At 62.3% G+C, this 25,161-nt stretch carries 32 protein-coding genes and 2 pseudogenes; 11 read left to right on the forward strand and 23 right to left on the reverse strand.

The genetic code is table 11. The annotated features are described in order from the left end of the window. Nucleotides 1-96 precede the first annotated feature (96 nt). The 5 genes and pseudogenes from AC1RDS_RS03280 to AC1RDS_RS03300 all read left to right on the forward strand — a co-directional run. Nucleotides 97-870: an enoyl-CoA hydratase/isomerase family protein gene (locus AC1RDS_RS03280; protein WP_492226680.1), complete on the forward strand. Its 774-nt coding sequence runs from the start codon at nt 97-99 to the stop codon at nt 868-870. A gap of 291 nt (nt 871-1,161) precedes the next feature. Continuing rightward, nucleotides 1,162-1,686, forward strand: a pseudogene (locus AC1RDS_RS03285) (IS5 family transposase); the annotation flags it as partial. Continuing rightward, nucleotides 1,665-1,820, forward strand: coding sequence for a DUF4113 domain-containing protein (locus tag AC1RDS_RS03290; RefSeq protein ID WP_492226681.1), 156 nt, complete (start codon nt 1,665-1,667; stop codon nt 1,818-1,820). The pseudogene AC1RDS_RS03285 and the gene AC1RDS_RS03290, both read left to right, overlap by 22 nt. Beyond that, complete coding sequence (locus AC1RDS_RS03295; protein ID WP_492226682.1) at nt 1,790-1,975, forward strand: DDE-type integrase/transposase/recombinase; 186 nt, start codon at nt 1,790-1,792, stop codon at nt 1,973-1,975. Before AC1RDS_RS03290 ends, AC1RDS_RS03295 begins: the two co-directional genes overlap by 31 nt. An 18-nt stretch (nt 1,976-1,993) precedes the next feature. Beyond that, nucleotides 1,994-2,161: pseudogene (locus AC1RDS_RS03300) on the forward strand (integrase core domain-containing protein); the annotation flags it as partial. A 50-nt stretch (nt 2,162-2,211) separates the two neighbouring features. On the opposite strand, the gene AC1RDS_RS03305 reads toward AC1RDS_RS03300, so the two are convergent. The 10 genes from AC1RDS_RS03305 to AC1RDS_RS03350 all read right to left on the reverse strand — a co-directional run bounded on the left by AC1RDS_RS03305 (nt 2,212) and on the right by AC1RDS_RS03350 (nt 8,479). Next, complete coding sequence (locus tag AC1RDS_RS03305) at nt 2,212-2,487, reverse strand: hypothetical protein (RefSeq protein WP_492226683.1); 276 nt, start codon at nt 2,485-2,487, stop codon at nt 2,212-2,214. Next, nucleotides 2,484-2,909, reverse strand: a complete 426-nt coding sequence (locus tag AC1RDS_RS03310; protein ID WP_492226684.1) for a DUF5681 domain-containing protein — start codon at nt 2,907-2,909, stop codon at nt 2,484-2,486. Before AC1RDS_RS03310 ends, AC1RDS_RS03305 begins: the two co-directional genes overlap by 4 nt. 70 nt (nt 2,910-2,979) lie before the next feature. Next, the gene (locus AC1RDS_RS03315; protein ID WP_492226685.1) at nt 2,980-3,945 is read right to left on the reverse strand and encodes a DnaB-like helicase C-terminal domain-containing protein; all 966 of its coding nucleotides are present in this window, start codon (nt 3,943-3,945) and stop codon (nt 2,980-2,982) included. After that, entirely contained in the window at nt 3,933-4,274 is a 342-nt protein-coding gene (locus AC1RDS_RS03320; protein ID WP_492226686.1) for a hypothetical protein, read from the reverse strand. Before AC1RDS_RS03320 ends, AC1RDS_RS03315 begins: the two co-directional genes overlap by 13 nt. After that, the gene (locus AC1RDS_RS03325; protein ID WP_492226687.1) at nt 4,271-5,023 is read right to left on the reverse strand and encodes an LvrA C-terminal domain-related protein; all 753 of its coding nucleotides are present in this window, start codon (nt 5,021-5,023) and stop codon (nt 4,271-4,273) included. Before AC1RDS_RS03325 ends, AC1RDS_RS03320 begins: the two co-directional genes overlap by 4 nt. Further along, entirely contained in the window at nt 5,023-5,277 is a 255-nt protein-coding gene (locus AC1RDS_RS03330) for a hypothetical protein (RefSeq protein ID WP_492226688.1), read from the reverse strand. The genes AC1RDS_RS03325 and AC1RDS_RS03330 overlap by 1 nt, the downstream gene beginning before the upstream one ends. 247 nt (nt 5,278-5,524) lie before the next feature. Beyond that, nucleotides 5,525-5,914: a hypothetical protein gene (locus tag AC1RDS_RS03335; protein WP_492226689.1), complete on the reverse strand. Its 390-nt coding sequence runs from the start codon at nt 5,912-5,914 to the stop codon at nt 5,525-5,527. Further along, nucleotides 5,914-6,153, reverse strand: a complete 240-nt coding sequence (locus AC1RDS_RS03340; RefSeq protein ID WP_492226690.1) for a hypothetical protein — start codon at nt 6,151-6,153, stop codon at nt 5,914-5,916. The genes AC1RDS_RS03335 and AC1RDS_RS03340 overlap by 1 nt, the downstream gene beginning before the upstream one ends. A gap of 123 nt (nt 6,154-6,276) precedes the next feature. Further along, on the reverse strand, nt 6,277-7,044 hold the full coding sequence (locus AC1RDS_RS03345; protein WP_492226691.1) for a hypothetical protein: 768 nt from the start codon (nt 7,042-7,044) through the stop codon (nt 6,277-6,279). Between the two features lie 109 nt (nt 7,045-7,153). After that, nucleotides 7,154-8,479: a tyrosine-type recombinase/integrase gene (locus tag AC1RDS_RS03350; RefSeq protein ID WP_492226692.1), complete on the reverse strand. Its 1,326-nt coding sequence runs from the start codon at nt 8,477-8,479 to the stop codon at nt 7,154-7,156. Nucleotides 8,480-8,922: 443 nt separating this feature from the next. Between AC1RDS_RS03350 and AC1RDS_RS03355 the strand changes: the two genes are divergently transcribed. Next, a complete protein-coding gene (locus tag AC1RDS_RS03355) occupies nt 8,923-10,158 on the forward strand; it encodes a multidrug effflux MFS transporter (protein WP_092697194.1) in 1,236 nt (411 codons plus the stop codon). 272 nt (nt 10,159-10,430) lie between these two features. Here AC1RDS_RS03355 and AC1RDS_RS03360 read toward each other — a convergent pair whose 3' ends face one another. Both AC1RDS_RS03360 and orn read right to left on the reverse strand, forming a co-directional pair. After that, entirely contained in the window at nt 10,431-12,317 is a 1,887-nt protein-coding gene (locus AC1RDS_RS03360) for a DEAD/DEAH box helicase (protein ID WP_026435879.1), read from the reverse strand. Nucleotides 12,318-12,637: 320 nt separating this feature from the next. After that, nucleotides 12,638-13,216: an oligoribonuclease gene (orn, locus tag AC1RDS_RS03365; RefSeq protein ID WP_026435878.1), complete on the reverse strand. Its 579-nt coding sequence runs from the start codon at nt 13,214-13,216 to the stop codon at nt 12,638-12,640. A 38-nt stretch (nt 13,217-13,254) separates the two neighbouring features. Between orn and AC1RDS_RS03370 the strand changes: the two genes are divergently transcribed. Genes AC1RDS_RS03370 through rsgA form a run of 3 tightly spaced genes read left to right on the forward strand, consistent with a single transcriptional unit; the run spans nt 13,255 to nt 15,857 of the window. After that, on the forward strand, nt 13,255-14,562 hold the full coding sequence (locus tag AC1RDS_RS03370) for a M48 family metallopeptidase (protein WP_026435877.1): 1,308 nt from the start codon (nt 13,255-13,257) through the stop codon (nt 14,560-14,562). Next, on the forward strand, nt 14,559-14,894 hold the full coding sequence (locus AC1RDS_RS03375) for a 4a-hydroxytetrahydrobiopterin dehydratase (RefSeq protein WP_026435876.1): 336 nt from the start codon (nt 14,559-14,561) through the stop codon (nt 14,892-14,894). Before AC1RDS_RS03370 ends, AC1RDS_RS03375 begins: the two co-directional genes overlap by 4 nt. Before the next feature lie 18 nt (nt 14,895-14,912). Next, the gene (gene rsgA / locus AC1RDS_RS03380) at nt 14,913-15,857 is read left to right on the forward strand and encodes a ribosome small subunit-dependent GTPase A (RefSeq protein ID WP_026435875.1); all 945 of its coding nucleotides are present in this window, start codon (nt 14,913-14,915) and stop codon (nt 15,855-15,857) included. 41 nt (nt 15,858-15,898) lie between these two features. On the opposite strand, the gene AC1RDS_RS03385 is transcribed toward rsgA, so the two are convergent. The 6 genes from AC1RDS_RS03385 to rpsP form a co-directional block, all read right to left on the reverse strand. After that, entirely contained in the window at nt 15,899-16,885 is a 987-nt protein-coding gene (locus AC1RDS_RS03385; RefSeq protein ID WP_026435874.1) for a CobD/CbiB family protein, read from the reverse strand. A gap of 58 nt (nt 16,886-16,943) precedes the next feature. Continuing rightward, nucleotides 16,944-17,663 carry a CoA pyrophosphatase gene (locus AC1RDS_RS03390; protein WP_026435873.1) on the reverse strand — a complete coding sequence of 240 codons (720 nt, stop codon included), beginning with the start codon at nt 17,661-17,663 and terminating at the stop codon, nt 16,944-16,946. A gap of 94 nt (nt 17,664-17,757) precedes the next feature. Further along, nucleotides 17,758-18,144: a 50S ribosomal protein L19 gene (gene rplS / locus AC1RDS_RS03395; RefSeq protein WP_026435872.1), complete on the reverse strand. Its 387-nt coding sequence runs from the start codon at nt 18,142-18,144 to the stop codon at nt 17,758-17,760. A gap of 140 nt (nt 18,145-18,284) precedes the next feature. Beyond that, nucleotides 18,285-19,043: a tRNA (guanosine(37)-N1)-methyltransferase TrmD gene (trmD, locus tag AC1RDS_RS03400; protein ID WP_092697199.1), complete on the reverse strand. Its 759-nt coding sequence runs from the start codon at nt 19,041-19,043 to the stop codon at nt 18,285-18,287. A 29-nt stretch (nt 19,044-19,072) separates the two neighbouring features. After that, the gene (gene rimM, locus AC1RDS_RS03405; protein WP_026435870.1) at nt 19,073-19,642 is read right to left on the reverse strand and encodes a ribosome maturation factor RimM; all 570 of its coding nucleotides are present in this window, start codon (nt 19,640-19,642) and stop codon (nt 19,073-19,075) included. 74 nt (nt 19,643-19,716) lie between these two features. Next, a complete protein-coding gene (gene rpsP / locus AC1RDS_RS03410; RefSeq protein WP_010463504.1) occupies nt 19,717-19,968 on the reverse strand; it encodes a 30S ribosomal protein S16 in 252 nt (83 codons plus the stop codon). 144 nt (nt 19,969-20,112) lie between these two features. Here rpsP and AC1RDS_RS03415 point away from each other — a divergent pair, with 144 nt between their 5' ends. Continuing rightward, complete coding sequence (locus tag AC1RDS_RS03415; RefSeq protein WP_092697201.1) at nt 20,113-20,634, forward strand: GNAT family N-acetyltransferase; 522 nt, start codon at nt 20,113-20,115, stop codon at nt 20,632-20,634. 91 nt (nt 20,635-20,725) lie between these two features. Next, nucleotides 20,726-21,172, forward strand: coding sequence for a TM2 domain-containing protein (locus tag AC1RDS_RS03420; RefSeq protein ID WP_092697202.1), 447 nt, complete (start codon nt 20,726-20,728; stop codon nt 21,170-21,172). 79 nt (nt 21,173-21,251) lie between these two features. On the opposite strand, the gene AC1RDS_RS03425 is transcribed toward AC1RDS_RS03420, so the two are convergent. The 5 genes from AC1RDS_RS03425 to AC1RDS_RS03445 form a co-directional block, all read right to left on the reverse strand. Beyond that, complete coding sequence (locus AC1RDS_RS03425) at nt 21,252-22,262, reverse strand: inorganic phosphate transporter (protein ID WP_026435867.1); 1,011 nt, start codon at nt 22,260-22,262, stop codon at nt 21,252-21,254. An 18-nt stretch (nt 22,263-22,280) separates the two neighbouring features. Continuing rightward, nucleotides 22,281-22,928: a DUF47 domain-containing protein gene (locus AC1RDS_RS03430; RefSeq protein ID WP_026435866.1), complete on the reverse strand. Its 648-nt coding sequence runs from the start codon at nt 22,926-22,928 to the stop codon at nt 22,281-22,283. Nucleotides 22,929-23,093: 165 nt separating this feature from the next. After that, nucleotides 23,094-23,456 (reverse strand): DMT family protein, encoded by a 363-nt coding sequence (locus AC1RDS_RS03435; protein ID WP_026435865.1) that lies wholly within the window; start codon nt 23,454-23,456, stop codon nt 23,094-23,096. A gap of 183 nt (nt 23,457-23,639) precedes the next feature. After that, nucleotides 23,640-24,368, reverse strand: coding sequence for an ABC transporter ATP-binding protein (locus tag AC1RDS_RS03440; protein WP_026435864.1), 729 nt, complete (start codon nt 24,366-24,368; stop codon nt 23,640-23,642). A 2-nt stretch (nt 24,369-24,370) separates the two neighbouring features. Beyond that, nucleotides 24,371-25,153 carry an ABC transporter ATP-binding protein gene (locus AC1RDS_RS03445; protein ID WP_092697203.1) on the reverse strand — a complete coding sequence of 261 codons (783 nt, stop codon included), beginning with the start codon at nt 25,151-25,153 and terminating at the stop codon, nt 24,371-24,373. Nucleotides 25,154-25,161: the final 8 nt, after the last annotated feature.

The raw sequence follows: 25,161 nt of genomic DNA on the forward strand, positions 1-25,161 counted from the left end.
CGTTCGATGAAACTTATGCTACCCCAGTTCATCGGACCCTATATAGGGGAAAGTACCGAGCATCGGAAGCCCCATCAAATCTGCATGGAGACACCCTTGGAAGTCCCACACACCCTGATCGAGAAGACCGGTCCACTAGCCACTATTACCTTAAATAGGCCGCACAAAGCAAATGCGCTTTCCGTGGCGATGCGCGCGTCACTTGAGGAGCGGCTGAAAGACGTGGCAGTTGACGAGACGATCGACGTCGTGCTGATCCAGGCGGAAGGGCAAAGTTTTTGCGGTGGTCTCGACCTTCAAGACCTGCCGGACAATCCCTCGAGCTGGCGCGAGCGCGTGCTCGCAGCGCAGATGAACCACCTGGCCGTCGTGCACAGCCCCAAGGTTGTGATTGCAGCCGTGCAAGGCGCAGTTGTCGGTGGGGGGGCGTCGCTGGCACTGTCGGCCGACATTCTGGTGATGTCGACCGACGCGAAGTTTTCTTTTCCCTTCCTGCGCCTCGGCATCATTCCGGACGGGGGCAGTAGCTACTTCCTGCAGGCCAAGCTGGGCGTGCCCATCGCGCTGGACTTGCTCCTCACCGCCGGGACACTCGGCGCCGAGGAAGCAGCGCGCCTCGGTCTGACCCGGCGCGTCGTTCCGGCCAGCGAACTGCGGACCAGCGCCGCTGCGCTGGCGCAGGAGCTAGCACGATTACCCCGCGAGGCGCGCATGCTTACCAAGTCCCTGTGCCGCAGATTTTGGGCGCCGGGCCTCGAGGACTATCTCGCGCACGAAGCCGACGCATTTGCCTTTTCTGCATCCACGCCTGGCCACCGTACGGCGATGCAACATGTGAAGCGAGCGTCATCGCGCAAGGGCGCCCCGTGAAGGCTGGTGGTTGTCGTTCGCGCTTGCAGCATCTCCATGCACGTCGTCTTGGGCACTGACCTTGCCCCTGTTTCGTGTAGCTCTTAACCCACGGTGTTGCCGCGGGTGCCGGATTGACCATATCTGTCCAGATGTGCCGATGGGGATGTGGCCACCGGGCGACGGCTTAGAACTCTCACCGGAACTACGTTTGGGACAAGCAACCAATGGTCAATGCTGAATAAGGGAAATCCTGCAAAACCTCTCTGCCTGTTTGATAGACGTCAGCAGCCAATGGCATCCTCGTAGCCCATGAAGCAAAGCAGCCTGGATCTGAACCTGAGCACCAAGAGAACCCGCAAGCAGGAGCTGCTGGCCCAGATGGAGCTGGTGGTTCCCTGGGCTGCGTTGGTCGACCTCATTGCCCCGTATTACCCAGAAGGCAAGAACGGGCGCCCGCCCTTTGCCCTGGAGACCATGCTGCGCATCCACTGCATGCAGCAATGGTTCAGCTTGTCGGATCTGGGCATGGAAGAAGCCTTCTTTGACACCCCGCTCTACCGGGAGTTTGCCCAGCTCGATGCCCATGGACGCCTGCCAGACGAGAGCACCATCTTGAGGTTCCGTCATCGGCTGGAAAAGCACAAACTGGCCGACCAGATTCTGGTCACAGTCAATGAACTTCTGGCAGCCCAGGGCCTGCTGCTCAAAGCGGGCACAGCCGTGGACGCCACCTTGATCGCAGCGCCCAGCTCCACCAAGAACAAGGACAAAAAGCGCGACCCGCAGATGCACTCAAGCCAAAAGGGCAACGAGTGGCACTTTGGCATGAAGGCTGCAGGCAACTGGCCAGCGCGGGACTGGAGGGGGATGGCCGGTCGTGGGCTATGCGCCAGGAACGCAGGACGCCGGGTTACACCACGGAGTGGGATGGGATGGGATGGGTTGGCGGTGGTGCGGGCTTGAGGTAGGTCACCCGCAGGCGGTACGTACAGACAGCGGCCCCGAGTTCACAAGCCGGGCGTTCATGGCCTGGGCACAGGCTCATGGCATTCGCCACATCCTGACCCAGCCAGGACGCCCCATGCAGAACGGATACATCGAGAGTTCCGTGACGAGCACCTGAACGAATCCTGGTTTCAGACCGCTGCATCAGGCCAGGATAGTGGTGGTGGCATGGTGTCCGGACTACAACGAGATCAGGCCGCACAGCAGACTGAGGCGCAAGCTACCGGCTCGATTCGTCGAGCTGGATTTCCAGCTCGCTGACGGTGCAGCTCAATCCCTATCAACCCATAGCCCTGTAGATTAATCTTGAACACCGCATTTCCACTTTTGATTGGTATGGCAACAGGGGGCAGGTCATTTCATCCAGGCCGAGCGCATGGCATCGCTTATGGCCTTGGGGCTTACGGCTCCTGGCCTCTCCCCTTCGTGTCCTCCCAGCGCACACAGCACGATTACATCAAAAGAGTTTGCCTTGGCCTCAGCCAACTCCTTTTCAAAGTCGTTCATCGCCTGCCGCCCCATTTCAGGGGTGGGCCTCCCCAGGAGAACCACCGTCTTCAAAGGTTTTGGCTTCACGGCATCAAGCTCGTTTTTTAGCCTTGCAATCTCCTTGCGGATCTGTTGAGTCATCGCTTGGCATCCTTCAGTTGTGTGAGCTCGTCGCGCAGGGCCTGAAGTTGCGCGGCAATGTCGGTGGTCTCCAACGACCGGCGCTGTGCGTCGATCAGGTTGGACATGGCCTGCCCCTCACTGGGCAACAGTTCACCTGAGGCCACGGCCTGCAGCACATGAGCCTGCGCCTTGCTGCAGTCCTCAGGACAGTCGATCTTGGGGAGCTTCAAGTCCAGAGGCTCCTCCTTCAGTGGTGGCAGGATGCGCTCCATCACTATGCGCATGGCCTGCATGTCGCCGGCCTTGGCATAAGCCACCACCATGGTGATCAGATCCTCCGCATGAGGCAGCAGCTTTGCGCGTAACGCGCCCCGGCGATCCGGCACACCCTTGGGGCGCCCGGCCGGATTACCCGACTGTCCTTTTTGAAACTTCGCCATCTCTGCTAACTTTCTGATCCAGTTCAGGCAGCGACAGTTGGCACCACCACGAGCTCACATGTGGCCCACGTCATAGATCCTCAGGATGGCGAAACATCACCAAGGGGCTTGCGTCTGCGGACGCGACAAATTGCTGGCTTGCCCGGTCGTACCAAAGGCCGATGGAGCCCTCCCAGTCGCCGTTGCGTTGCTTGTCGCAGATCAGCAGGGCGTCGGGCTCTTTGTCGTCCACCGTCTTGCCTTCTTCGGTCTTGCGCTCCTTGGCCTTGTTGCGCCACACGCTGATAACGTTGTCCACCTGGTCGGTGATCGCGCCGGAACCCTTGTAGTCGTACTTGTTTGGCTTGTGGTCCTCGGTCGGTGGCTTCTTGATGTGGTGCACCAGGTGGATGTGCATTGAGTAGTCACGGGCAATGCACGTCAACTCGTCAACAAACGATTTCTGTCCGTTGTAGTCATCCTCGCCCTGCACGCACTTCATGAGGCTGTCCACGAAAAACTGGGTGATGCCCTTTTCCTTCGCGCAGTAGCGCACCACGGCGGCCACCTGATTTGCCGTCACGGTTCCCTGCTGGTCATAGAGCCACAGACGGCCATCTGTCCAGTCGCGGAACTGCTCGTACAGGTCCACCAGCGCGGCCTGTGCCTCCGGGCTACCGGCGAAAGCCGGGTCCATCGGGTTCTGTCCCGACCACTGGCGCCCCATGCGCTCCAGCGACTTGATGGGCTTCATTTCAAAGCTGGCCAGGCCGACTTTTTCATCCTGGGCGCACAAGCTCAGGCCCACTTGACCCGTTACCAAGCTTTTACCGTTGCCGTTCGCCCCACCCCAGCACGTCACCTCACCAGGGCGGAACTGGATAAGGCTATGGGTCTTGCGCCAGGGCATCAGTGCACGGTGAGCCTTGACCGGGTTGCGGATGCGGTCAATCAGCTCCTGCACGTACTGGCCGGCAGGCTTGATCTTTTGCTGCGCGTCGGTTTCGCGCTCATAGGCGGCGAAGTCGATTTCATCGGGGGTTATCAGGTAGGCCATGCAAGAAGTCCTTGGGTGTCGTCAATGCGCCCAACCACTGCTACGGGGTGGCCCCAGTGGTTCGGCTTGGCGGTGAGGGTGTTGGTGATGACGCGCCTTGCGAACGCTGCGCAGCTCACAGCGATGCGGCTGGCGCGGTCCGCGTCGAATGACGTGACGATCACCGTCAGGCCCACGGTGAAACGCCAGTCCTGCAGTTCAGGGACATCGGCCGGCGCCATCACCACAGTGGATGCGTCGGGGTAGCGAACCGGGTGGTCCTCGATCCGCACCAAGTCGGGCGCGTAGCCCTGGCGGCGAACCTTGATGATTGCGTCCTGGCCAGTCATACAAACATCCCCAGGCTGCTTTGCTCGCGGCTCGTCATCGCATTACCTGGCAACTCGTCCTGCCAGCGCCCCTGCGTCAACCACGTCGCTGGGTTGGGTATGAACTGTCCGCCGTCTTTGATCCAGGCCTGAGACTCGCGCTGAGCTGAGACTGCTGCCAGCATTGTCGCCAACAGGGCGTCATCAGGCTTGCGCTTGGCAAATGCTTTTCGAGCGTCGTCTATGCCGACCTTTTTCGGGTAAGCCTGCCAAAATTCATCAAAACCATGCGGCGATGCTTTTGCGCTTGCTCCTCTTGCCGGCTTCGCTGACGCGTCATCTATTCCTTCCTTTCCCTTCCCTTCCCTTCCTACCTGTGCGTGCACATCTAGATTTGCACCAGAGCTGACGCGTGAATTGCGCGTGCCGACACGTGCCTTACGCGTGGTGATCGCGACAGGCTCAGGGAGTTGTGACGCGCTCTCGCGTGGGTTGATATGCTGGTGCGCGCGAAATGCTGGGATCACCGCGTAGCCTTCGCCGTAGAGCGTGACAAGGCCGCGATCAACAATCTCTTTGCACAGTGCTTTGATGTCGCAATCGTCTGCGGGCAGATAGCGCAGCTTGAATGTGAGCGGCTTCCACACCAGGCGGCCTTCCTTGTCTGCTTCGCACCAAAGTGCGATGTAGAGTAATCGCGCCAAGGGGGACAACGACACTATGTCTTCGCTCGTGAAGAACTCAGGCTTGATGGTTCGGATTCGTGCCATCAGCGCCGCCTGTTCAGTTCGTGAAACAGGCCCGCCTCAATGACCGCCACCAGGGCGGCAGCCATGCCTTTGGCGACCCGCTCGCCTTTGTTGGGCGCGCAGTAGATCTCCAGCAGCGCGTTTTCAAGGAGCTTGGCCCGCTCTTGCTGGCTGGCGACTTGGAAAAACGCCTCCAGGGTGCGCTCACCCATCTTGAACCCTGCCATTTCGGCCAGGTCACCAGGTTGTAGGCTGTACTCGAGGGTCATCGCCACGCCCCACGTGCTCTGTATGCATTGCGCTCCTCGAGCTGGCGGCCATACAACGCAAACCGTGCGCAGCTCACACAGGTGTAGCGCGGGCTGGCAACACGCCCGGGCCCGCATCGACAACCCATTGCGTCTGCCGCACCCAGAATGTTGGAATTCACTTGTCTGCTCTGACTTGCCCCATAGTCACCGGCCGACTGCCCATCGGCGCGGTGGACCAATCTCAAGGTTTGTCGCAAGCGCGTGACGACGCTCATTCATGCACTCCCTCGAACTTGGGCAGGTTCGCAACGCCCACCTCCAGCACGCTGACCACAGCCACTGCAAAGCCACCGGCAGCGCTGTCGAAGTGTTCCAACTTGCCCAGGGCATACAGCTTGTCGCGTAGAGCGCGGAATGCTTCTGCCTGGGGGTGGTCACGCAGCGCCAGCAGTTCGTTTAGCAGCTCGCCGCCCAAAGCGGCCCCTGCACGTTCCGAGGCATCATCTGCAATGGAGTGCTCGATCAGCGCAGCACCTAAGGCGGGCAGGGCATCGGGGCCGATGGACGGAGAAACGGTGGCACCTTCGCTGCTGCAGGCGGTCATCAGGTCATCGCCCAAGACGATTCCGTGGCCGTCCGGATGGGAGTAAGTGGTGGCCATCATTGCGCCACCCCGCACAGTTCTTTTACCGACTTGGTAGGCCAGTTAAGGCGGCGCCCAATCCGAAGTGGTCTGATAGGCCCCGATTCCTTGCAGGCGTACAGCCACGCGGTTTGTTCTGCCAGATTGGTATAGAAACAAAATTCCTTGGTGGTCAGGTTTGGCTTCGTTACCTGCTCCAGCGGGGGGAATTCGCTTTGCTTGTGTCCCGGCTCGTTCGGGGCTCGCTGTGCTTTCATGGTTCACCTTTCTGCCGCCTTGACCGGGTTGTCTTGGCTGGCTGGAGGTGAATTGCAAAAGCTCCGATATTTCCCGACAAATCCCCGAAGAAAACCCGATATTCGGGTTTCGTGTGAGTGGTCTCAGCTTCGATTTCGAGTGACAGCCCCCCACCCCAACGCCATGGGTAGCGTTGGCGCAGCCTGCCTTATCTTGCCCTTGCTGACTGCCCATTCGCTGGCCTTAGGCGCGTGCCAATAGCCGTGCTTCCCAGCGTGCGCCGCAGCCTTCAGCCCGTTTCGCGAGGCTTCGTTTATGTCAGCCGCGATTGAAGGCCATCCATGTTGAAACGCTGCAATCAATGCATCTTTTTTCATAGGCAAACTTTGCGTGCCCGGCGCCTTGCTGGCGATGTCTGCCACGGGCGCGGACGTTGCACCATGCTCTGGCGGGATTTCGCCATAAACAACGGCGCGGGCAAGCTCTGCAGCCCTGGGACTGCGCTGCGCAATCTCTGCAATCAGTTCGTCTGTTTCGTTGGCGCCGTTTTCTCCTTCTCCATCGCAGCAAATTCGCTCAGAGAAAACACGACCAGCTCGCTCGTCCAGCTCCAGCAACTGGGTGGCGGTGAATGGGAACGGCAGTATTGCCCCGCCGTCTTTGAGCGTGTAGATGTAAATGGCGCCTGCCTTTTTGCGTACCAGCTCGTCCGGCCGAAACCCTGTGATGACCTCAAAATTCATTGGTTCTTCGGGTTCACCTAGGACTCGCATCCATAACCCTTTGTCGTCGGCGAGATAAAGCACATGCCCGCTTGCAGCTTCGAACCGCCAGGGAAAAGGCGCATCGTCGTCAGTGGGGGTGAAGGGCAGAAACGGCTGAAGGTCGGACAGGTAGTAATTTTCCGGCATTTGGTGGGATCCTTCTCGCGCCCTTCATAAAGACGCCCCAGTAGGTCGGTGAAGGTGTCCGACTTTTCGGCCCGGATTCGAAGCGGGCCTAGCTGGGACAAAAACTGAATTACGCGGCTTGCACCACGCGAAGCGCACCGGGCACGACTTGGGCGTCAAACTTCACCCCGGCCTGCTCCAATATCCACGCCTCTATGCGCTCATGGTGCACGCGCAGCAGGTCAAGCGGGCGCACGGTGTAGTGCTTTTCGGCGGTTGCGCTGGGCTTGTGGCCCATGATTTGAGCCACCACACCGGCGGGTATTTCGAGCCACTCAGTGAGGCTCTTAAACGAACGGCGCAGGCCATGCAGGGTAAGCCCCTCGATAGCGGCCACAGCACAGGCGGCATTGTGTGGGGCTCTCGGGATGCTCAGGGTCTGCCCTTCGGTGTCCTTGCCCCGTGCGGTGCTGGAGAACACCCAGTCACTGCGGCGCGGCAAGGAGTGCAGCAGGTGCGACACATAGGGCGTCAGGGGGATGGTGCGCTCTCCTTCCACCTTGTCGCGAATGGTCAGGCCCTTCCACTTGGTGTTGACGTCCTCCCATCGCAGCCCCAGCACCTCGCCCGGCCTTGCGCCTGTCAGCACCAGCACTTGCAAGTAAGCGGCGGCGATAGGGTTCTGTACCTGTTGAACGGCAGAAAACCACGCGGGCAATTGTTCTTTCAGCAGTGCATCCTGCTTCACCCCGGCTTTGCCCAATGCCTCGCGGGCCTTCTTGGTCTTGGCAGGGTTCACGCTGGGCAGCACTGGCGCATATTCCGGCTGCTCTGCGCACCAGCTCAAAAAGGCTTTCAGGCAGCGCCATGCAAGGCGGGCAGACGTTGGCCGGGTTTGTGCCTCGCGTGCTGCCCATGCCTCGATAACGGGCGCTGTCAGGTCACGCAGCGCAAGCCCCATCAGCGGATGCAATGGCCCGGCGACGGTCTTACCACGGCCACGGGTGCCACGCTTGGAAACCTCGCCCCCGGCTTGTACCAGCTTCACATGGTCGGCATGGTGCCGTGCTCCCCAATGCGGGCGGCGGGCCTCAATGTAAATAGCCCACACCTCGCCCACGGTAACGGCTTGGACGGCGGCGGCGGCTTGCTTTTCAGCATGGACGGCCAATGCTTCGCGTTTCAGGTCGCGGGGGTCTTTGCCTTCATCAATCAGGCGTTGCAGTTCGCGTGCCTTGGCTTGCGCGTCTGGAATGCTCCAGGCGGCGGGGCTCCCGATGGTTATGCGCAGGTCTTTGCCTTGGTACACACCTTGGAACACGTAGGCAGGCTTCCCGGCTGGCGTTGCCCTCAGTCCAAGCCCCGGCGCGGTCACGTCCCACATGAAAGCCTGCTTCTTGTCAGGCGGGCACTTGAACCCAGAAACCCGACCAGCAGTGAATGCAATCTTTGCCATGTGGTGCCCCTTTTGGACTTACATCGGGCAGGATGTAAGGGCGGATGTAAGACTATTTCCTAAAATTCAGCCTACTTCAATCAAGGAACAAAAGCAAAAATTACACCTAAGTCATTGATTTACATAGATTGTATCTAGGATAGTCAAGGATGGCAAAAGATAATTTAGCCAGACTCTTAATCCGTAGGTCGAGTGTTCGAGTCACTCAGGACCCACCAAACTGGAAAGCCCCGCCTTCTTCAAGATGGCGGGGCTTTTTTATTTACCGGGTCTGCCAGGTCGACTGCATCGGCACGCGATGCGCCTGCACTCGCCCCATGGATGGACCCAGCTGCTGCGCCACCCCCAGGTGAAATCGCTCGTTGATAATGGACCGGCCCGGCACCGATCATGACGCCCCCGTCGTTTCCGGCCCCCTCTCGATCCATTGACTCCACCACTCCATGAACCCACAAGCCCGCCTGCTTTGGCCTGCACCCCAATGGGCGCTGGCCGTGCTGCTGGCTGTGCTGGGCATGCTCGGACCCTTTTCGATCGATACCTACCTTCCCGCGTTCTCGGGCATTGCTTCTGCCCTGGGAGCCACGCCGGTGGAGATGCAGCAGACGCTGTCTGCCTATCTGTTCGGCTTTGCCTTCATGAATCTGTTTCATGGCGCGCTGGCGGATAGCTTTGGCCGCAGACCTGTCGTATTGACCGGTATTGCGATGTTCACGCTGGCATCGGCCGGCTGCGCGCTTTCTCAGACCATTGGACAACTGGTGGTCTTCCGCGCGCTGCAGGGCCTGTCTACCGGCGCCGGCATCGTGGTGTCGCGCGCTGTCATTCGCGACATGTTTCCGCCCGCCCAGGCGCAGAAGGTCATGAGCCAGGTCACCATCTACTTCGGTGTCGCGCCAGCCATTGCCCCGATCGTTGGCGGCTGGCTGTTTGTGCATCTGGGCTGGCACAGCATCTTCTGGTTCCTGACATTGGTGGGTGTGGCGCTCTGGATCGCCAACCTGCGCTTCCTGCCCGAAACCCTGCAAGCGGACCAGCGCCAGCCCTTCAACATACCGCACCTCCTGCGGGGATACTGGGAACTGGGTTCGAGCATGCGTTTTCTCCTGCTGGCCCTCGCCAGCGGTGTGCCATTCAATGGCATGTTTTTGTATGTGCTGTCGGCCCCCGCCTTTCTGAGCGGCCACCTGGGGCTGGCACCTACCCAGTTTTTCTGGTTCTTTGGCCTGACCATCTGCGGCATCATGGGCGGCGCATGGCTGAGCGGTCGGCTGGCAGGACGCATTGCGCCCAAGCGGCAGATACGGCATGGCTTCGCGATCATGTGCGTGGTTGCGGTTGCCAATGTGGTCGCGAATACCGTTTTTGCAGCGCATGCGAGCTGGGCACTCCTACCCGTCGCCCTGTTCGCTTTTGGCTGGGCATTGATGGTGCCGGTGGTCACCCTGCTGGTACTGGATCTGCACCCGCACCGACGTGGCATGGCATCGTCCTTGCAAGCATTTGTGGGCTCTGCCGCCAATGGCGTGGTGGCCGGCGTGGTGGCCCCATTGGTGATGCACTCCACGGTATGGCTGGCTGTGGCGTCGCTGATGATGATGGGCGTCGGCATGCTGGCCTGGATCTGCGTGCACCATCGCTGGCCCGAGATTGGACGCAGCACCCCCGGGCATGGTTGACGGCACTGGCATGCTCCACTGCCAGCTGCCCTTCCACAATCGACCGGAATATCCCGCCCCCTTGAACGACCCACGACACAGATGACGCACCCAACCGGGCTCGACACAGATCGATGAAATGGGATCGATGAAATAGCCCAGTTGCTGCGCACGACCGATGCGTTCATGGCGCGCATCGGCCGGACCACCGCCACCGATGGCGAACAAAAAAGGGCTGACTCCTTGCGGAGCCAGCCCTTTTGAACGCTTGTCAGTGCGTCTGAGCAGCCAAATCAGCGTGCAGGGCGCGCAGGGCGCTTGCGGGCATCATGGGGAGCAAAAGGCTTGCCACCACCAGCGCCGGCTGGCTTGGAGAAAGCAGGCTTGCGGGGAGCGAAATCACCGCGGGGTGCGCCGGCGTCGCCACGGGGGGCAAAGCCACCACGGCCCGCATCGCCAAAGCCGGGCTTGCGGCCGTAGCCCTCGCTGTCGCGACGGGGGGCGCCGAAGCCGCCACGGTCATCACGGCCGGCATAGCCGCCGTTGCCACCCTGGTAGCCATCCCGGGGAGCGGAAGCACCACGGTTGTCGCTGCCACGGCCAGCGAAACCGCCGCCAAAGCCACCCCCGAAACCGCCACGGTCATTGCCACCGCGTGCGGGACCGCCAAAGCGGCCACGCGACGGGTTGTCACGGTTGTCGTAAGAACGGCCCGGGGCGCCACGGCCACCACCGAAATCGCCACCGCGTGGCGCCTGGGGCGAGCGCTGCGAAGGCTCCATGCCGGCAATGACGTCCGACTTGAACTGCTGGCGGCTGTAGCTTTCGATGTCGAAGATCTTGCGGCGATCGCGGAACTCGGCAAAGGTGATCGCCAGGCCATCGCGACCGGCACGGCCCGTGCGGCCAATGCGGTGGGTGTAATCCTCGGCCTTCATGGGCAGGCCGAAGTTGAACACGTGGGTGATGGTGGGCACGTCGATGCCGCGGGCCGCCACATCGGTGGCCACCAGGATCTGCACCTGGCCAGCGCGCAGCGCCATCAAGCGGCGGTTGCGCAAGCCCTGGCTCAGGGCGCCGTGCAGTGCCACGGCCGAGAAGCCTTCTTGCTGCAAGTCATTGGCCAGGCCGTCGCACTCCACCTGGGTGCTGGCAAACACGATGGCCTGGTTGATGGTGGTGTCGCGCAACCAGTGGTCCAGCAGCTTGCGCTTGTGCTGGGCGTTGTCGGCCCAGTACAGCACCTGCTTGATGTTGGCGTGCTTCTCTTGCGGAGAATCGATGGTCACCTTCTGCACGGACGAGCCGCCGTCGTGCATCACGCGCATGGCCAGTTGCTGGATGCGGGGTGCAAAGGTGGCACTGAACATCATGGTCTGCTTGCGCTGGCTGGTCAGCTGGTTCAGTTCGGCCAGGTCGTCCGAGAAGCCCAGGTCGAGCATGCGGTCAGCTTCGTCAACCACCAGGAACTGCACCTTGTCGAGCTTGATCTGCATCGAGCGCTGCAGGTCCAGCAGGCGGCCGGGGGTGGCGACCACGAGGTTGGCGTTCTGCAGCTTGGCGATCTGCAGCTGGTAAGGCATGCCACCCACCACGTTGGCCACGCGCAGGCCGCGGCAGTGCTTGACGAGGTCGATGGCGTCGTGCGCGACCTGCTGCGCCAGTTCACGCGTGGGGCACAGGATCAGGGCGCCAGGGGTGGCGGCCTTGAAATTGCGCGAGTTGGTGGGGTCCTTGCGCTTGGCGCGCTTGGGAGCGGGCTCGCCCCGGGCAGCGGCTTCGGCCACAGCACGCTCGAAGGCGGCGCGTTCTTCGGCTTCGGCCTCGGCCTGTTGCTGGATCAGCGTGTTCAGCACGGGCAGCAGGAAAGCAGCGGTCTTGCCGGAACCGGTCTGGCTGGAGACCATCAGGTCGATGAACTTGGTGGCGTCGTTGCCACCACCCATGGCCAGAGGAATGGCCTTGCGCTGCACGCTGGTAGGCTGGGTGTAGCCCAGATCGGCCACAGCTTGCACCAGTTCAGGCGCCAGTCCCAACTCGATGAAACCATTGGGCTCGGCAGTGACAGCCTCGCTGGTGGATTCCACAGAAGATTCAAGGGTAGGCTGCACGGCAATATCGGCAGCAATAGAAGTATCGGCAGGCGCGAAATCGCCCTGCACCAAAGAGGTGTCGGTCATGAATTTTTCTCTCACGAAGACGTTCGCAGGCGTAACCCGCGATGGCTTCGTCAATGGTTAAAAAACATCAACCATCAAACGAAACCTGCATGCGCTCTGGGCGGCATGCGGGTGGGCGTTGTTCGCCAGTCCTGCGCTGTCTGAGACAGCCGGCTGGCAAGCCCGGTGTGTGAGGGGAGATGCACAATCTGCGTACAGTTTCCTGCGCAGCCAGCGATTGTCGCACAGTTAAGGGTTTCCCCGCAAGCCCTCTTTGAATTGCACCCGCATGCCGGGCCATCAAACTGTCACTCGCCCGGCAATGCGGCGCCCGGCCGTCGTCAGACGGACAGCAGGTTCTTGCGATAGTGCGCCAGTTCGTCGATGCTCTCGTGCACATCGGCCAGCGCGGTGTGCTTTTGCGCCTTCTTGAAGCTGCTGTAGGCCTCGGGCTTCCAGCGCCTGGCCAGTTCCTTGAGGGTGCTCACGTCCACATTGCGGTAGTGAAAGAAGCGCTCCAGCTTTGGCATGTAGCGCACCAGAAAGCGCCGGTCCTGGCCGATGCTGTTGCCGCACATGGGCACCGTGCCCTTGGGCACGTAACGGGCCAGGAAATCCAGGATCTGCTGCTCGGCCTCGGCCTCGGTCACCGTAGAGGCCTTCACCTTGTCGATCAGGCCGCTACGGCCATGCGTGCCCTTGTTCCAGGCATCCATCCTGTTCAGCAGTTCATCCGCCTGGTGAATGGCCAGCACCGGGCCTTCGATGCGGGGCTCCAGCTGGGGGCCGGTCACGATCACGGCAATCTCCAGCAGGCGGTCGGTATCGGGCTCCAGGCCGGTCATTTCGCAGTCCAGCCAGACCAGGTTCTGGTCCGATTTGGAAAGCACGGGGGGTACGGGGTTGTTGGCTTCAGACATGGCGCGCATTGTCGCTGATGGCCTAAACTCGCCCCCTCATGCCCACGCCCGACGCTTTTTCGCCCTCCACCGCACTCACATTCGCCTTTGCTGCGATCGTCTGCGCTGGCCTGCTGCTCAAATTCTGGCTAGCCTCCCGCCAGATTCGCCATGTGGCCGAGCACCGGTCCAGCGTGCCCGAGGCCTTTGCCACGCGCATTGCGCTGGCCGCCCACCAGAAGGCCGCCGACTACACCATCACCAAGGCACGTTTTGGCCTGCTGGAGATGGCGCTCGGCGCCGCTGTCTTGCTGGGCTGGACGCTGCTGGGCGGCCTGGACGCCCTGAACCAGGCGCTGCTGGGCGCCCTGGGTGGCGGCATGGTGCAGCAACTGGCCCTGCTGGGGGCCTTCGTGGTCATCAGTGCCGCCATCGACCTGCCGGTAACGCTGTACCAGACCTTCGTGATCGAGCAGCGTTTCGGCTTCAACAAGATGACGCTGGCCCTGTGGCTGGCCGATCTGGCCAAATCGGCCCTCGTGGGCACCCTCATCGGTCTGCCCATTGCAGCGCTGATCCTGTGGCTGATGGGCGCTGCCGGGCCCTTGTGGTGGCTGTGGGCCTGGGGCCTGTGGATGGGCTTGAACCTGCTGCTGATGGTGCTGTACCCCACCTTCATCGCGCCGCTGTTCAACAAGTTCCAGCCGCTCGAAGATGAATCGCTCAAGGCCCGCGTCACGGCGCTGATGCAACGTTGCGGCTTTGCGGCCAAAGGGCTGTTCGTCATGGATGGCAGCCGCCGCAGCGCCCATGCCAATGCCTATTTCACCGGCTTTGGCGCCGCCAAGCGCGTCGTTTTCTATGACACCCTGCTGCGCCAGCTCTCCCCGGGCGAAGTCGAAGCCGTGCTGGCCCATGAGCTCGGGCACTTCAAGCACCGCCATATCCTCCAGCGCGTGGCGAGCCTGTTTGCCCTGAGCCTGGTCGGTTTTGCCCTGCTCGGCTGGCTGTCCACCCAGGTGTGGTTTTATACCGGGCTGGGCGTGCGCCCCAATATCTCGCTGGACCTGTCCGTGGCTGCCGCGCCCAACGATGCGCTGGCCCTGCTGCTGTTCCTGCTGGCGGTGCCTGTTTTCACGCTGTTCATTGCGCCCCTGTTTGCCCAGTTGTCGCGCCGCCACGAATTTGAAGCCGACGCGTATGCGGCATCCCAGGCCAGCGGTGCCGATCTTTCTTCGGCGCTGCTCAAACTTTACGAAGACAACGCCTCCACACTCACCCCCGACCCGGTGTATGTGAAGTTCTACTACTCGCATCCGCCCGCTTCCGAGCGGCTGGCCCGCATGCCCTCACCTGCCCGACCATGACATCGATGTTAAAGAAAAAAGACTGGTCAGCGCTTACCCGCCGTGCGCTGACAGCCACAGAAATTGTGGCCAATCTGGCCAAGATCGAGGGCTGGTCCCTGAGCGGCGATGGCGCCCAGGTGGCCATCGAAAAGACCTTTCATTTCGCCAACTACTACGAGACCATCTCGTTCGTGAATGCCGTGGCCTTCGTGGCCAACGCGCAAGACCACCACCCCGATCTGTCGGTGCACTACAACCGTTGTGTGGTGCGCCTCAACACCCACGACGTGCAGGGCATCTCCGCCACCGACTTCGATTGCGCAGCCCGATTCGACGCCCTGCTGGCATGAACCCTGCCAATCGTCCGCATGACTGAACGCAGCGCCCTGATGGAAGGTTTTGTGGTGGCCGGCCACGGGCGCCACTGCATGGTGGAAACCGCCGATGGGCAGCGCCGCATCTGCCATCCGCGGGGCAAGAAGAACCAGGCCGTGGTGGGCGACCGGGTGCTGTGGCAAGCCCCTCCACAGGGCCAGGGCGAGGAAGGCACCATCGAAAAGGTGCTGGAGCGGCGCAACCTGTTCTACCGCCAGGACGAGATCCGCACCAAGTCCTTCGCCGCCAATCTCGACCAGATCCTGATCCTGATCGCAGCCGAACCGGTGTTCTCGGAAAGCCAGTTGGCCCGCGCATTGATCGCCGCAGAAGCAGCTGGCATCAAGCCCCTGATCGCGCTCAACAAGAGCGATCTGGTGGAGCCCTTTGCCCGCGCCTGGGAGCGCCTGCTGCCTTACCGCCACATGGGGGGCGGGCACCACTATGGCGTGCTGCCGCTGTCGTTGTCGATGTCGGGCGACGTGGACCGCGCCTTGCTCATGCAACACCTGCAGGGCAAGACCACGCTGGTGCTGGGTCCCTCGGGGTCAGGCAAGAGCACGCTGATCAACCTGCTGGTGCCGGGCGCCAGCGTGCTGACAGGCGAGATTTCACAGGCACTGAACTCGGGCAAGCACACCACCACCAGCACCAACTGGTACTGGGTGGACAGCGCCCGCACCACCGCCCTAATTGATTCGCCGGGTTTTCAGGAGTTCGGCCTGCAGCACATCGCTCCCATGCAACTCGCATCCTGCATGCCCGACATCGCCGTCCACGCCACCGACTGCAAGTTCTACAACTGCAGCCATCTGCACGAACCGGGTTGCGGCGTGATTACAGCACTCGAAAAGAATGCCAGCGCAGAGGGAATCAGCGCAAATCGCTATAAGATTTATAGCGATTTATTCGCCGAATTGAGCCACACGCGCTACTGAATCACACCCCACACCTCGGCCACCTGGCCAGGGGACGGCCATCAGCCCAGCAAGCGCGCCAGGGTCAGCAGCGCCAGCAGCAGCATCCACACCACCACCGAGCGCCAGACCAGGCCCACCACGCTGCGCAGATGCACCACCTCCGGCTCGCGACCGGGGGTGCTGTCGCTGTCGCCCATGTCGGCCTCGATTTCCAGTCCCTGGGGTGTCTTCGGATCGGCGCGGGCAGGCAGGGCCTCGCCGCCCAGCTGCACATTGATGGCGCCTGCGGTGGCGGCCAGCACCACGCCGTCGTTGTCACTGGGAAAGCGCTGCGCATGAAAACGCCAACCCTCGATGGCCTCCTCAAAACTGCCCACCACCGCAAAGCTCAAGGCCGTCATGCGCACGGGCAACCAGTCCACCAGGGTCCAGGCCTGGGCCGAGGCTTGCTGCAATGCCGCGCTGGCGGGCTGGACGCCAGTACGTTCCTTGTACTGCCAATAGCGCGAGACAAATTCTGCCAGCCGGTACAGCACCGCACCCGTGGGCCCCAGACCCAGCGCTGCCAGCACGGAAAACCACGCCAGCACGCCGAACACATGGCGGTGCGCCGACAGTACCGAATATTCGATCACATGGCGCACGATCTCGCTGCGCGGGAGCGCGCCGACATCCACCTGCTGCCAGTCGGCCAGGCGCTCGCGCGCCCGGTCTTCATCGCCCTCCTCCAGCGCATCGCGGATGCCGGTGAAATGGTGGCTGAACTGGCGAAAGCCCAGCGTGACATACAGCACCGCCACACTCCACACCACCGCAAACGGCCAGCCCAACCCCAGCAGCAGCAACCAGTGGACAGCCAGTGTGACCAGCGCCGGCACCAGCACGGCCAGGCTCCAGGCCACCCAGCCGTGGTGAGGCTTGCCCGCGTCGAAATTGCGGCTGACCGACAGAGCCCACGCGCGCAGTCCCGCGTGGATGGGGTTGGTGCGGGCCAGAGGGCGGGCCTGCTCGATCAGCAGAGCGAACAGGATGGCAAAGAAACTCATGGAGGGCAATGATACTGGGGCTGCGCGCCTTTGGATCATGCGGGCGCCGGCCCCTCCATCACGCCTGCATGAATCGATAGAAATTGCGCAGCATGCCGGCAGTAGCGCCCCAGATAAACCGGTTTTTGGTGCCATCCTGGTAAGGCATGGAGAACCATTCCCGGTGCACGCCTTGCCACTCGAAAACATGGCGCTGGTGATGGGCAGGATTGAGCAGGAACGCCAGCGGCACCTCGAACACATCCGCCACCTCGTAGGGGTTGGGATGCAGCACGCAGTCCGGTTGCACCAGCGCCACCACCGGCGTGATGATGAATGAGGAGCCGGTGACATAGGTGGGCAGCACGCCCAGCACCTCGACAAAGCGCCGCGCCAGCCCGACCTCTTCCTCGGCCTCGCGCAAAGCCGTGTCGGACGTGGAGACATCTTCTGGATCTGCCCGCCCACCCGGAAAGGCCACCTGGCCCGAATGGGTGGAAAGATGGGCCGTGCGCTCCGTCAGCAGCACCATGGGCTGTTCGCGCAGCACGATGGGCACCAGCACGGACGCGTGGGCCGGCTCGCGATGCATGAACTTCTTTTCCAGCACCACCTCGGGCGTCCATACAGGCGGGTGGGCAAAACGCGCCCGCAGGGCCTGCGGCGTCTGCGCCTGCACCGGCACTGCGGGCAGGTGCCCATCCACGCCCACCACCGGGACGGCACGCGGGTCGAAATCAGGCAGCGCCGAAAGCGACGCCGGGTTGGCCGATGGAACAGGGGCGGATGAGGGATTCACGACAAGCCTGGAACGCAGACCCAAGGGGGCCGCAAAAAACAAAAAGCCGCTACAGGCGATGCTGTAGCGGCTCCGGTCAGGGATGGCCTGTGCCTTATGCGGCGACGGGTGCAGCCACCTTGGCGCGCGAAGGCAGCTTTTCCTTGATACGTGCCGACTTGCCGCTGCGTTCACGCAGGTAGTACAGCTTGGCGCGGCGCACGTCGCCACGGCGCTTGACTTCAATGCCGGCGATCAGCGGGCTGTAGGTCTGGAACGTACGCTCCACGCCTTCGCCGCTGGAGATCTTGCGCACGGTGAAGCCGCTGTTCAGGCCGCGATTGCGCTTGGCAATCACCACGCCTTCGTAGGCCTGCACGCGCTTGCGCGTGCCTTCGACCACGTTCACGCTCACGATGACCGTGTCGCCAGGGGCGAACACGGGAATGGTCTTGTTCAAGCGGGCGATTTCTTCCGCTTCCAGGGTCTGGATCAGGTTCATTTGGGTATCCAACGATCTTGTCCGCGCCAAAAATGGCAGCGTCGGGATTGACGATTCAGGGTTTCGCGGCAGGCTTTGCAAGCAAAGCCACTGGGCAAAACGGCCGGCCAGAGGATCGAAAAGCCTTTGATTATAGCAATTCAACCCAGCTTGGCCAAGACCGCCTCATCGGCGGGCGCCAGGCGCCCTGCCTTGCGTGCGACATCGATCAGGTCGGGACGGTGCTTTGCCGTGGTGGCCAGGCGCTGATCACGGCGCCAGCGCTCAATCTGCGCGTGGTGCCCGGACATCAGCGGCGCGGGCACCGGGCGACCCTGCCATTCGTCGGGGCGGGTGTAGTGGGGGCAATCGAGCAGGCCGTCGAGCGCCGGGTTGAAACTGTCGAGCTGGTGGCTGCCCTCGTCATGGAGCACCCCTGGCTGCAGCCGCGCCACGGCATCGAGCAAGGCCATGGCCGCAATTTCACCGCCCGAGAGCACGAAGTCACCCAAACTCATCTGCAGATCGACATGGGCGTCGACGAAGCGCTGGTCGATCCCTTCATAACGCCCGCACAGCAACACAGCGCCAGCGCTGGCAGACCAGCGCTCCACCGCGGCATGGTTGAGCGATTCGCCGATGGGCGAAAAAAGCACCAGCGGCGCCTGGCCGTCTTGCGGCTCGCCACGCTCCGCCCGGATGGCTGCAAGGCACCGCGCCAGCGGCTCGGCCAGCATCACCATGCCCGGGCCGCCGCCAAACGGGCGGTCGTCCACTCGCCGGTAGTTGCCCTCGGCATGGTCGCGCGGGTTCCACAGATGCACATCGACCTGTCCGCTGGCATAGGCGCGGCGGGTCACGCCGCTCACCAGGAAAGGCGCAAACAGCTCGGGGAACAAGGTGATGATGTCAAAGCGCATGGTGCGCGGCGTGCCAGAGCGCAGGCCGGTCAGTAGTCAGGCTGCCAGTCGACCGTGATGCGCTTTTCGGGCAGATCCACCTTGTCGACAAACGCCGACACGAAGGGAATCATGCGCTCCCGGGCCTTGCCGTCCTGCTCGTAGGCCAGCACCAGCACGGTCTGCGGGCCGGTGGACATCAGCTCCTGCACCTGCCCCAGCGCCACGCCTTCACGGTTGAGGACCTGAAGGCCGATCAAGTCAACCCAGTAATACTCGTCCTGCGTGGTGACGGGAAAGCTCGACCGCGGCACGAAGATGCGCGCACCCCGCAAGGCCTCTGCGGCATCGCGGTCATCGATGCCCTGCGCCCAGGCCACCACCGTGTCGGAATGGTCCTTGGCCTGGCGGATCGGCAACAGCACCGTGCCAGAAAACGTCTTGGCACCGCGCTCGGACGGCTGCAGATACCAGTGCTTGGCGGCAAACAGCGCCTCGGGCGTGGTGCTGTGCGACACCACCTTGAACCAGCCCTTGACGCCCCAGGCATCGGCAATGCGCCCGACCTCGACGGCATCGGCAGGGAGTACGGCGGATTCGAGCGACAGGGGTGCAGCCATGGTGTGTCTCGTGCAAAAAGAAAAGGGCGGGTTCCGCCGGGCAAGCCCACGGAACCCGCCCTTTTCGGGGAGCTTTAAGCAGCCTTCTTGGCGGCTTGCTTGATCAGGCGGTCCACCGTGGGCGAGGACTGGGCGCCCACGCTCTGCCAGTAGGTCAGGCGGTCTTGCACGATGCGCAGACCTTCTTCGGTTTCCTTGGCGGTGGGGTTGTAGAAGCCGATGCGCTCGATGAAGCGGCCATCACGGCGCACGCGCTTGTCGGCAACGACGATGTTGAAGAAAGGACGGCCCTTGGAGCCGCCGCGGGAGAGTCGAATGACGACCATGATTTATCCTTCGGGTGGTGAACTCCGGCAACATTTGCCCGGAGCCACAGTGTTCGCAACCATATTCGCAACGCTTGAGACACGCGACATGGCCACCCGGCCAGCGACACGCTGCAAAGCCCGCGATTATATCTATTTGTTCCCATGTCCACCATCCGCCCCAGCACAGACCGCGATATTCCCGCCATCACCGCCATTTACCAGCACCATGTGCTGCACGGCACAGGCACGTTCGAGATCGATCCCCCCTCCGAAGCCGACATGGCAGGCCGCCGCGCCGACGTGCTGGCCAAGGGCCTGCCCTGGCTGGTGGCCGAGAAAGAGGGCCAGGTGCTGGGCTTCGCCTACGCCAACTGGTTCAAACCACGCCCGGCCTACCGTTTCTCGGCCGAAGACTCCATTTACGTGGCCGACAGCGCGCGCGGCATGGGCGTGGGGCGCAAGCTGCTGGCCGCACTGGCGATGCAGGCCGAGGCCGCCGGCGTGCGCAAGCTGCTGGCCGTGATCGGCGATTCGGCCAACGCGGGTTCGATCGGATTGCACCGCGCGCTGGGCTTCACCGACGTGGGCGTCATGCGTTCGGTGGGCTGGAAGTTCGGCGCCTGGCGCGACATCGTGCTGATGGAAAAACCCCTGGGCGCGGGTGACACCACATCCCCGGAATAATGCCGCGCATGAACCATAACCCCCACGCTCCCCACTTCGTCTGCTCACTTCCCCCCGAGGGGGCCGCTTTTCATCTTGGGGCGGCCTGGCAATGAAAAACAAAACCGTGGCGGCCTGGCTCGCCTTCTTGGGGGGTCCTCTGGGCCTGCACCGCTTCTATCTGCATGGCCTCTCCGACATGCTCGGCTGGCTGCTGCCCATTCCCACCGCCCTGGGCCTGTACGGCATCCAGCGCGTGCAGGCGCTGGGGCAGGACGATCACACCAGCTGGATACTGATACCGCTGCTCGGATTCACCATTGCAGGCTGCGCACTCCAGGCCATTCTGTATGGCCTGACGCCCCCCGAGAAATGGAATGCCCGCTTCAATGCGGCGGCCGCGCCGGATGCGCCTGCCGGCCGCACCCGCTGGGCCACCATTTTTGCCATCGGACTGGCGCTGATGATAGGCACCACCGTGCTGATGGCCAGCCTGGCCTTCAGCTTTCAGCGCTATTTCGAGTACCAGATCGAGGAAGCACGCAAGATCTCGCAGTAAGCACCGATTTCAAGCAAAAAGAGCTGCCAGCGCCTGATTGGGAAGCGCTGGCAGCTCTTTTTTAATAGCGTTTGCGACCTCAGTACAACTGCAGGCTGACCCAGTAAGCCATGGCAGCAACGAACGCACTGGCCGGAATGGTCAACACCCAGGCCCAGATGATGTTGCCCGCCACACCCCAGCGCACCGCGCTGGCGCGCTGCGTGGAGCCCACGCCGACAATCGCCCCGGTGATGGTGTGAGTGGTGGACACCGGAATCCCCAGCGCGGTCGCCAGGAACAGGGTCAAGGCCCCGCCGGTTTCGGCACAGAAACCGCCCACGGGCTTGAGCTTGGTGATTTTCTGCCCCATCGTTTTCACGATGCGCCAGCCGCCGAACATGGTCCCGAGGCCGATGGCCAGGTAACAGCTCACGATGGTCCAGGTGGGCGGAGAGGCATCCGCAGCCGACGCATAGCCGGTGGCGATCAGCAGCAGCCAGATGATACCGATGGTCTTTTGCGCGTCATTGCCGCCATGCCCCAGGCTGTAGGCGCCGGCGGACACCAGCTGCAGGCGACGGAACCACTTGTCCACTTTATTGGGACGGGTGCGCCGGAACAACCACGCCACCAGCACCATCATCGCCGAGCCGAGCAGAAACCCCAGCAGCGGCGACACAAAAATGAAGGCCACCGTCTTGAGGATGCCTGCGGACACCAGCGAGCCCGCCCCCGCCTTGGCAATGACCGCGCCCACGATACCGCCGATCAGCGCATGCGACGAACTGCTGGGAATGCCGTAATACCAAGTGACCACGTTCCAGGTGATGGCGCCCACCAGCGCGCCGAACACTACATGGGTATCGACCACACCCGGCTGGACGATGCCCTTGCCCACCGTGGCCGCCACGCTCAGGTGGAAGACAAAAATGGCCACCACGTTGAAAAACGCGGCAAACAGCACGGCCTGGGCCGGCTTGAGCACACCGGTGGAGACCACCGTGGCAATCGAATTGGCGGCGTCATGGAACCCGTTCATGAAGTCGAACAGGATGGCCAGCGCCACGAGCAAGACCACAACCCACAGGGCCGTCTGTACGGTTTGCATGGTGATGGGCCCTGCGGATCAGGAGTTTTCGAGGACGATGCCCTCGATGCAATTGGCCACGTCCTCGCACTTGTCGGTGATGGTCTCCAGCAGCTCGTAGATGGCCTTGAGCTTGATCACCTCGCGCACATCCGGCTCTTCACGGAACAGCTTGCTCATGGCGCTGCGCATCACGCGATCGGCATCGCTTTCGAGCCGGTCGATCTCTTCGCAGGTCTTGAGGGCGGCTTCGGCCACGGCCGGGTCGGCAATCGTGCCAAGCAGCTTGACCGCATCGCGCAGGCGTTCGCAGCATTTCACGCTGAGGTCGGTGAGGCGCGTGATTTCCTCGGTCATGTGGTGCACGTCATACAGCGCCATGGTCTCGGCCGAGTCCTGGATCAGATCGGCCACGTCGTCCATGGTGTTGATGAGCGTGTGAATCTGCTCACGGTCAATGGGCGTGATGAAGGTCTTGTGGATCAGGCGATTGACGTCCTGGGTAACGCGGTCGGCGGCACGCTCGGCGTTGTCCACATCCTCGTTGTACTTGTCGCGCAGGTGCAGATCGCTGTAGTTGGCCACCAGTTGCGAAAAGGCCCTGGCGGCCTCGACGATGCGATCCGCATGCTGGTTGAACATCTCGAAAAAATTGCCTTCGCGCGGCAACAGCTTGCCAAACAGCATGAGGGGGAGCTCCTGGTGCGGAATCGGAATAAAAAATGGTCATATACCGCCTGTTCATGACAGGCGAGTGACCTATTTGTGACTTTGAAAACCCGCGAAGTTTAACCGCCCGCCGCTTCTCGCCGGGCGCCCACCTCGCACCCAAGCGGCGCGAAGCGCCCCCAATCACCCGCTGCGGAAGATGAAATACACCGCGCCGACCATGCACAGACCTGCCCAAAGGTAGTCCCACTTGAGGGGCTGGTCGAGATAGAACACCGCAAACGGCACAAACACCGACAGCGTGATGACCTCTTGCAGGATCTTGAGCTGCCCCACATTGAACTGGGTGTAGCCAATGCGGTTGGCAGGCACCTGCAGCAGGTACTCGAACAGCGCAATGCCCCAGCTGACCAGCGCAGCCACGTACCAGGGCGATGTCGCCAGGTTCTTCAGGTGGCCATACCAGGCAAAGGTCATGAAGACGTTGCTGGCCACCAGCAACACGATGGTTTGCAGGCTGACGGGAAGCGATTGCAGAGAGTTCATGGACACCATGCCACAGAGCAGCCAACACGAAAACACAAGCCAGATATGGTTTTATCCCTTGCCGGATAAACGCCACGAGCTATCCATCGTGGAATATTCCACACCCGGCACAGGATCAACAAAAAAGGCACTGCAGCCAGTGCAGTGCCTTTGGAATAACGCCTGCACCCGCAGGCACCACGCTCACTCGCCCAGATAGGCGGCGCGCACGCGCGGGTCGCTCAGCAGTTCCTGGCCGGGGCCGGTCATGGTGATGAGGCCCGACTCCATGACGTAGCCACGGTCGGCAATGGCGAGGGCCCGGCTGGCGTTCTGCTCCACCAGCAAGATGGTCACTCCCAGGGCGTACACGTCGCGCACCACCTCGAAGATCTTGTCCACCATGATGGGCGACAGGCCCATGGAGGGCTCGTCGAGCAGCAGCACCTTGGGCTGGCTCATCAGCGCCCGGCCCATGGCCAGCATCTGCTGCTCACCACCGCTCATGGTGCCGGCCAGCTGGTCCTTGCGCTCACGCAGGCGCGGGAAGATGGAGAACATCTTCTCGATATCGGCCGCGATGCCCGCCTTGTCGTTGCGGATGTAGGCGCCCATCTGCAGGTTTTCGGTGATGGTCATGCGCGCAAACACGCCGCGGCCTTCCGGCACCATGACCAGGCCCTTCTTCACCAGGTCCCAGGCGCCCTTGCCCCTGATGCTCTCGCCCAGGTATTCGATGTCGCCATCGTTGATGGGCAACGTGCCGGTAATGGCCTTCATGGTGGTGGTCTTGCCGGCGCCATTCGACCCGATCAGCGACACCAGTTCGCCCTCACGCACTTCGAAGTCCACGCCCTTGACGGCCTGGATACCGCCGTAGGCCACCTTCAGGCCCTTGACCTGCAGCAGTACCTTGTTGGATTTTTCGGCCATTCTCAATGTCCTCCGGTGCCCAGATAGGCCTCAATCACTTTTTCGTTCTTCTGCACTTCGGCCGGGTTGCCCTCGGCGATCTGCTTGCCGTAATCGAGCACCGTCACGCGGTCGCACAGGCCCATCACCAGCTTCACATCGTGCTCGATCAGCAAGATGGTGCGGTTGTCGTTGCGGATGCGGTCGATCAGCTCGCGCAGCTGCACCTTCTCGGTGGCGTTCATGCCGGCGGCGGGCTCATCGAGCGCAATCAGCTGCGGGTCGGTGGCAAGCGCACGGGCAATCTCCAGGCGGCGCTGGTCGCCATACGACAGCGTGCGCGCCTTGTAGTCGGCGAACTTGCCGATGCCCACGTAGTCCAGCAGTTCCTGGGCACGCTTGGCAATCGCGGCTTCTTCTTCCTTGAAGCCCTTGGTGCGCAGCACCGCGCCCAGCAGGCCGGACTTGGTGCGAATGTGGCGGCCCACCATCACGTTCTCCAGGGCCGTCATTTCGGCGAACAGGCGAATGTTCTGGAAGGTGCGGGCGATGCCAGCCTTGGCCACTTCGTGCACGGCCGTGGGCTCGTAGGGCTTGCCGGCCAGCTCGAAGCTGCCGCTGTCGGGCGTGTACAGGCCGGTGATCACGTTGAAGAACGTGGTCTTGCCCGCGCCGTTGGGGCCGATCAGGCCATAGACCTGGCCGCGCTGGATGGTGATGCCCACGTCGGACAGGGCCTGCAGGCCGCCGAAACGCTTGGAAATGCCGGCGACCTTCAGCACCACATCATTGGATTTCTCTGTCATTGCGAACT

It is taken from the genome of Acidovorax sp. GW823-FHT02H02 (assembly GCF_058797075.1).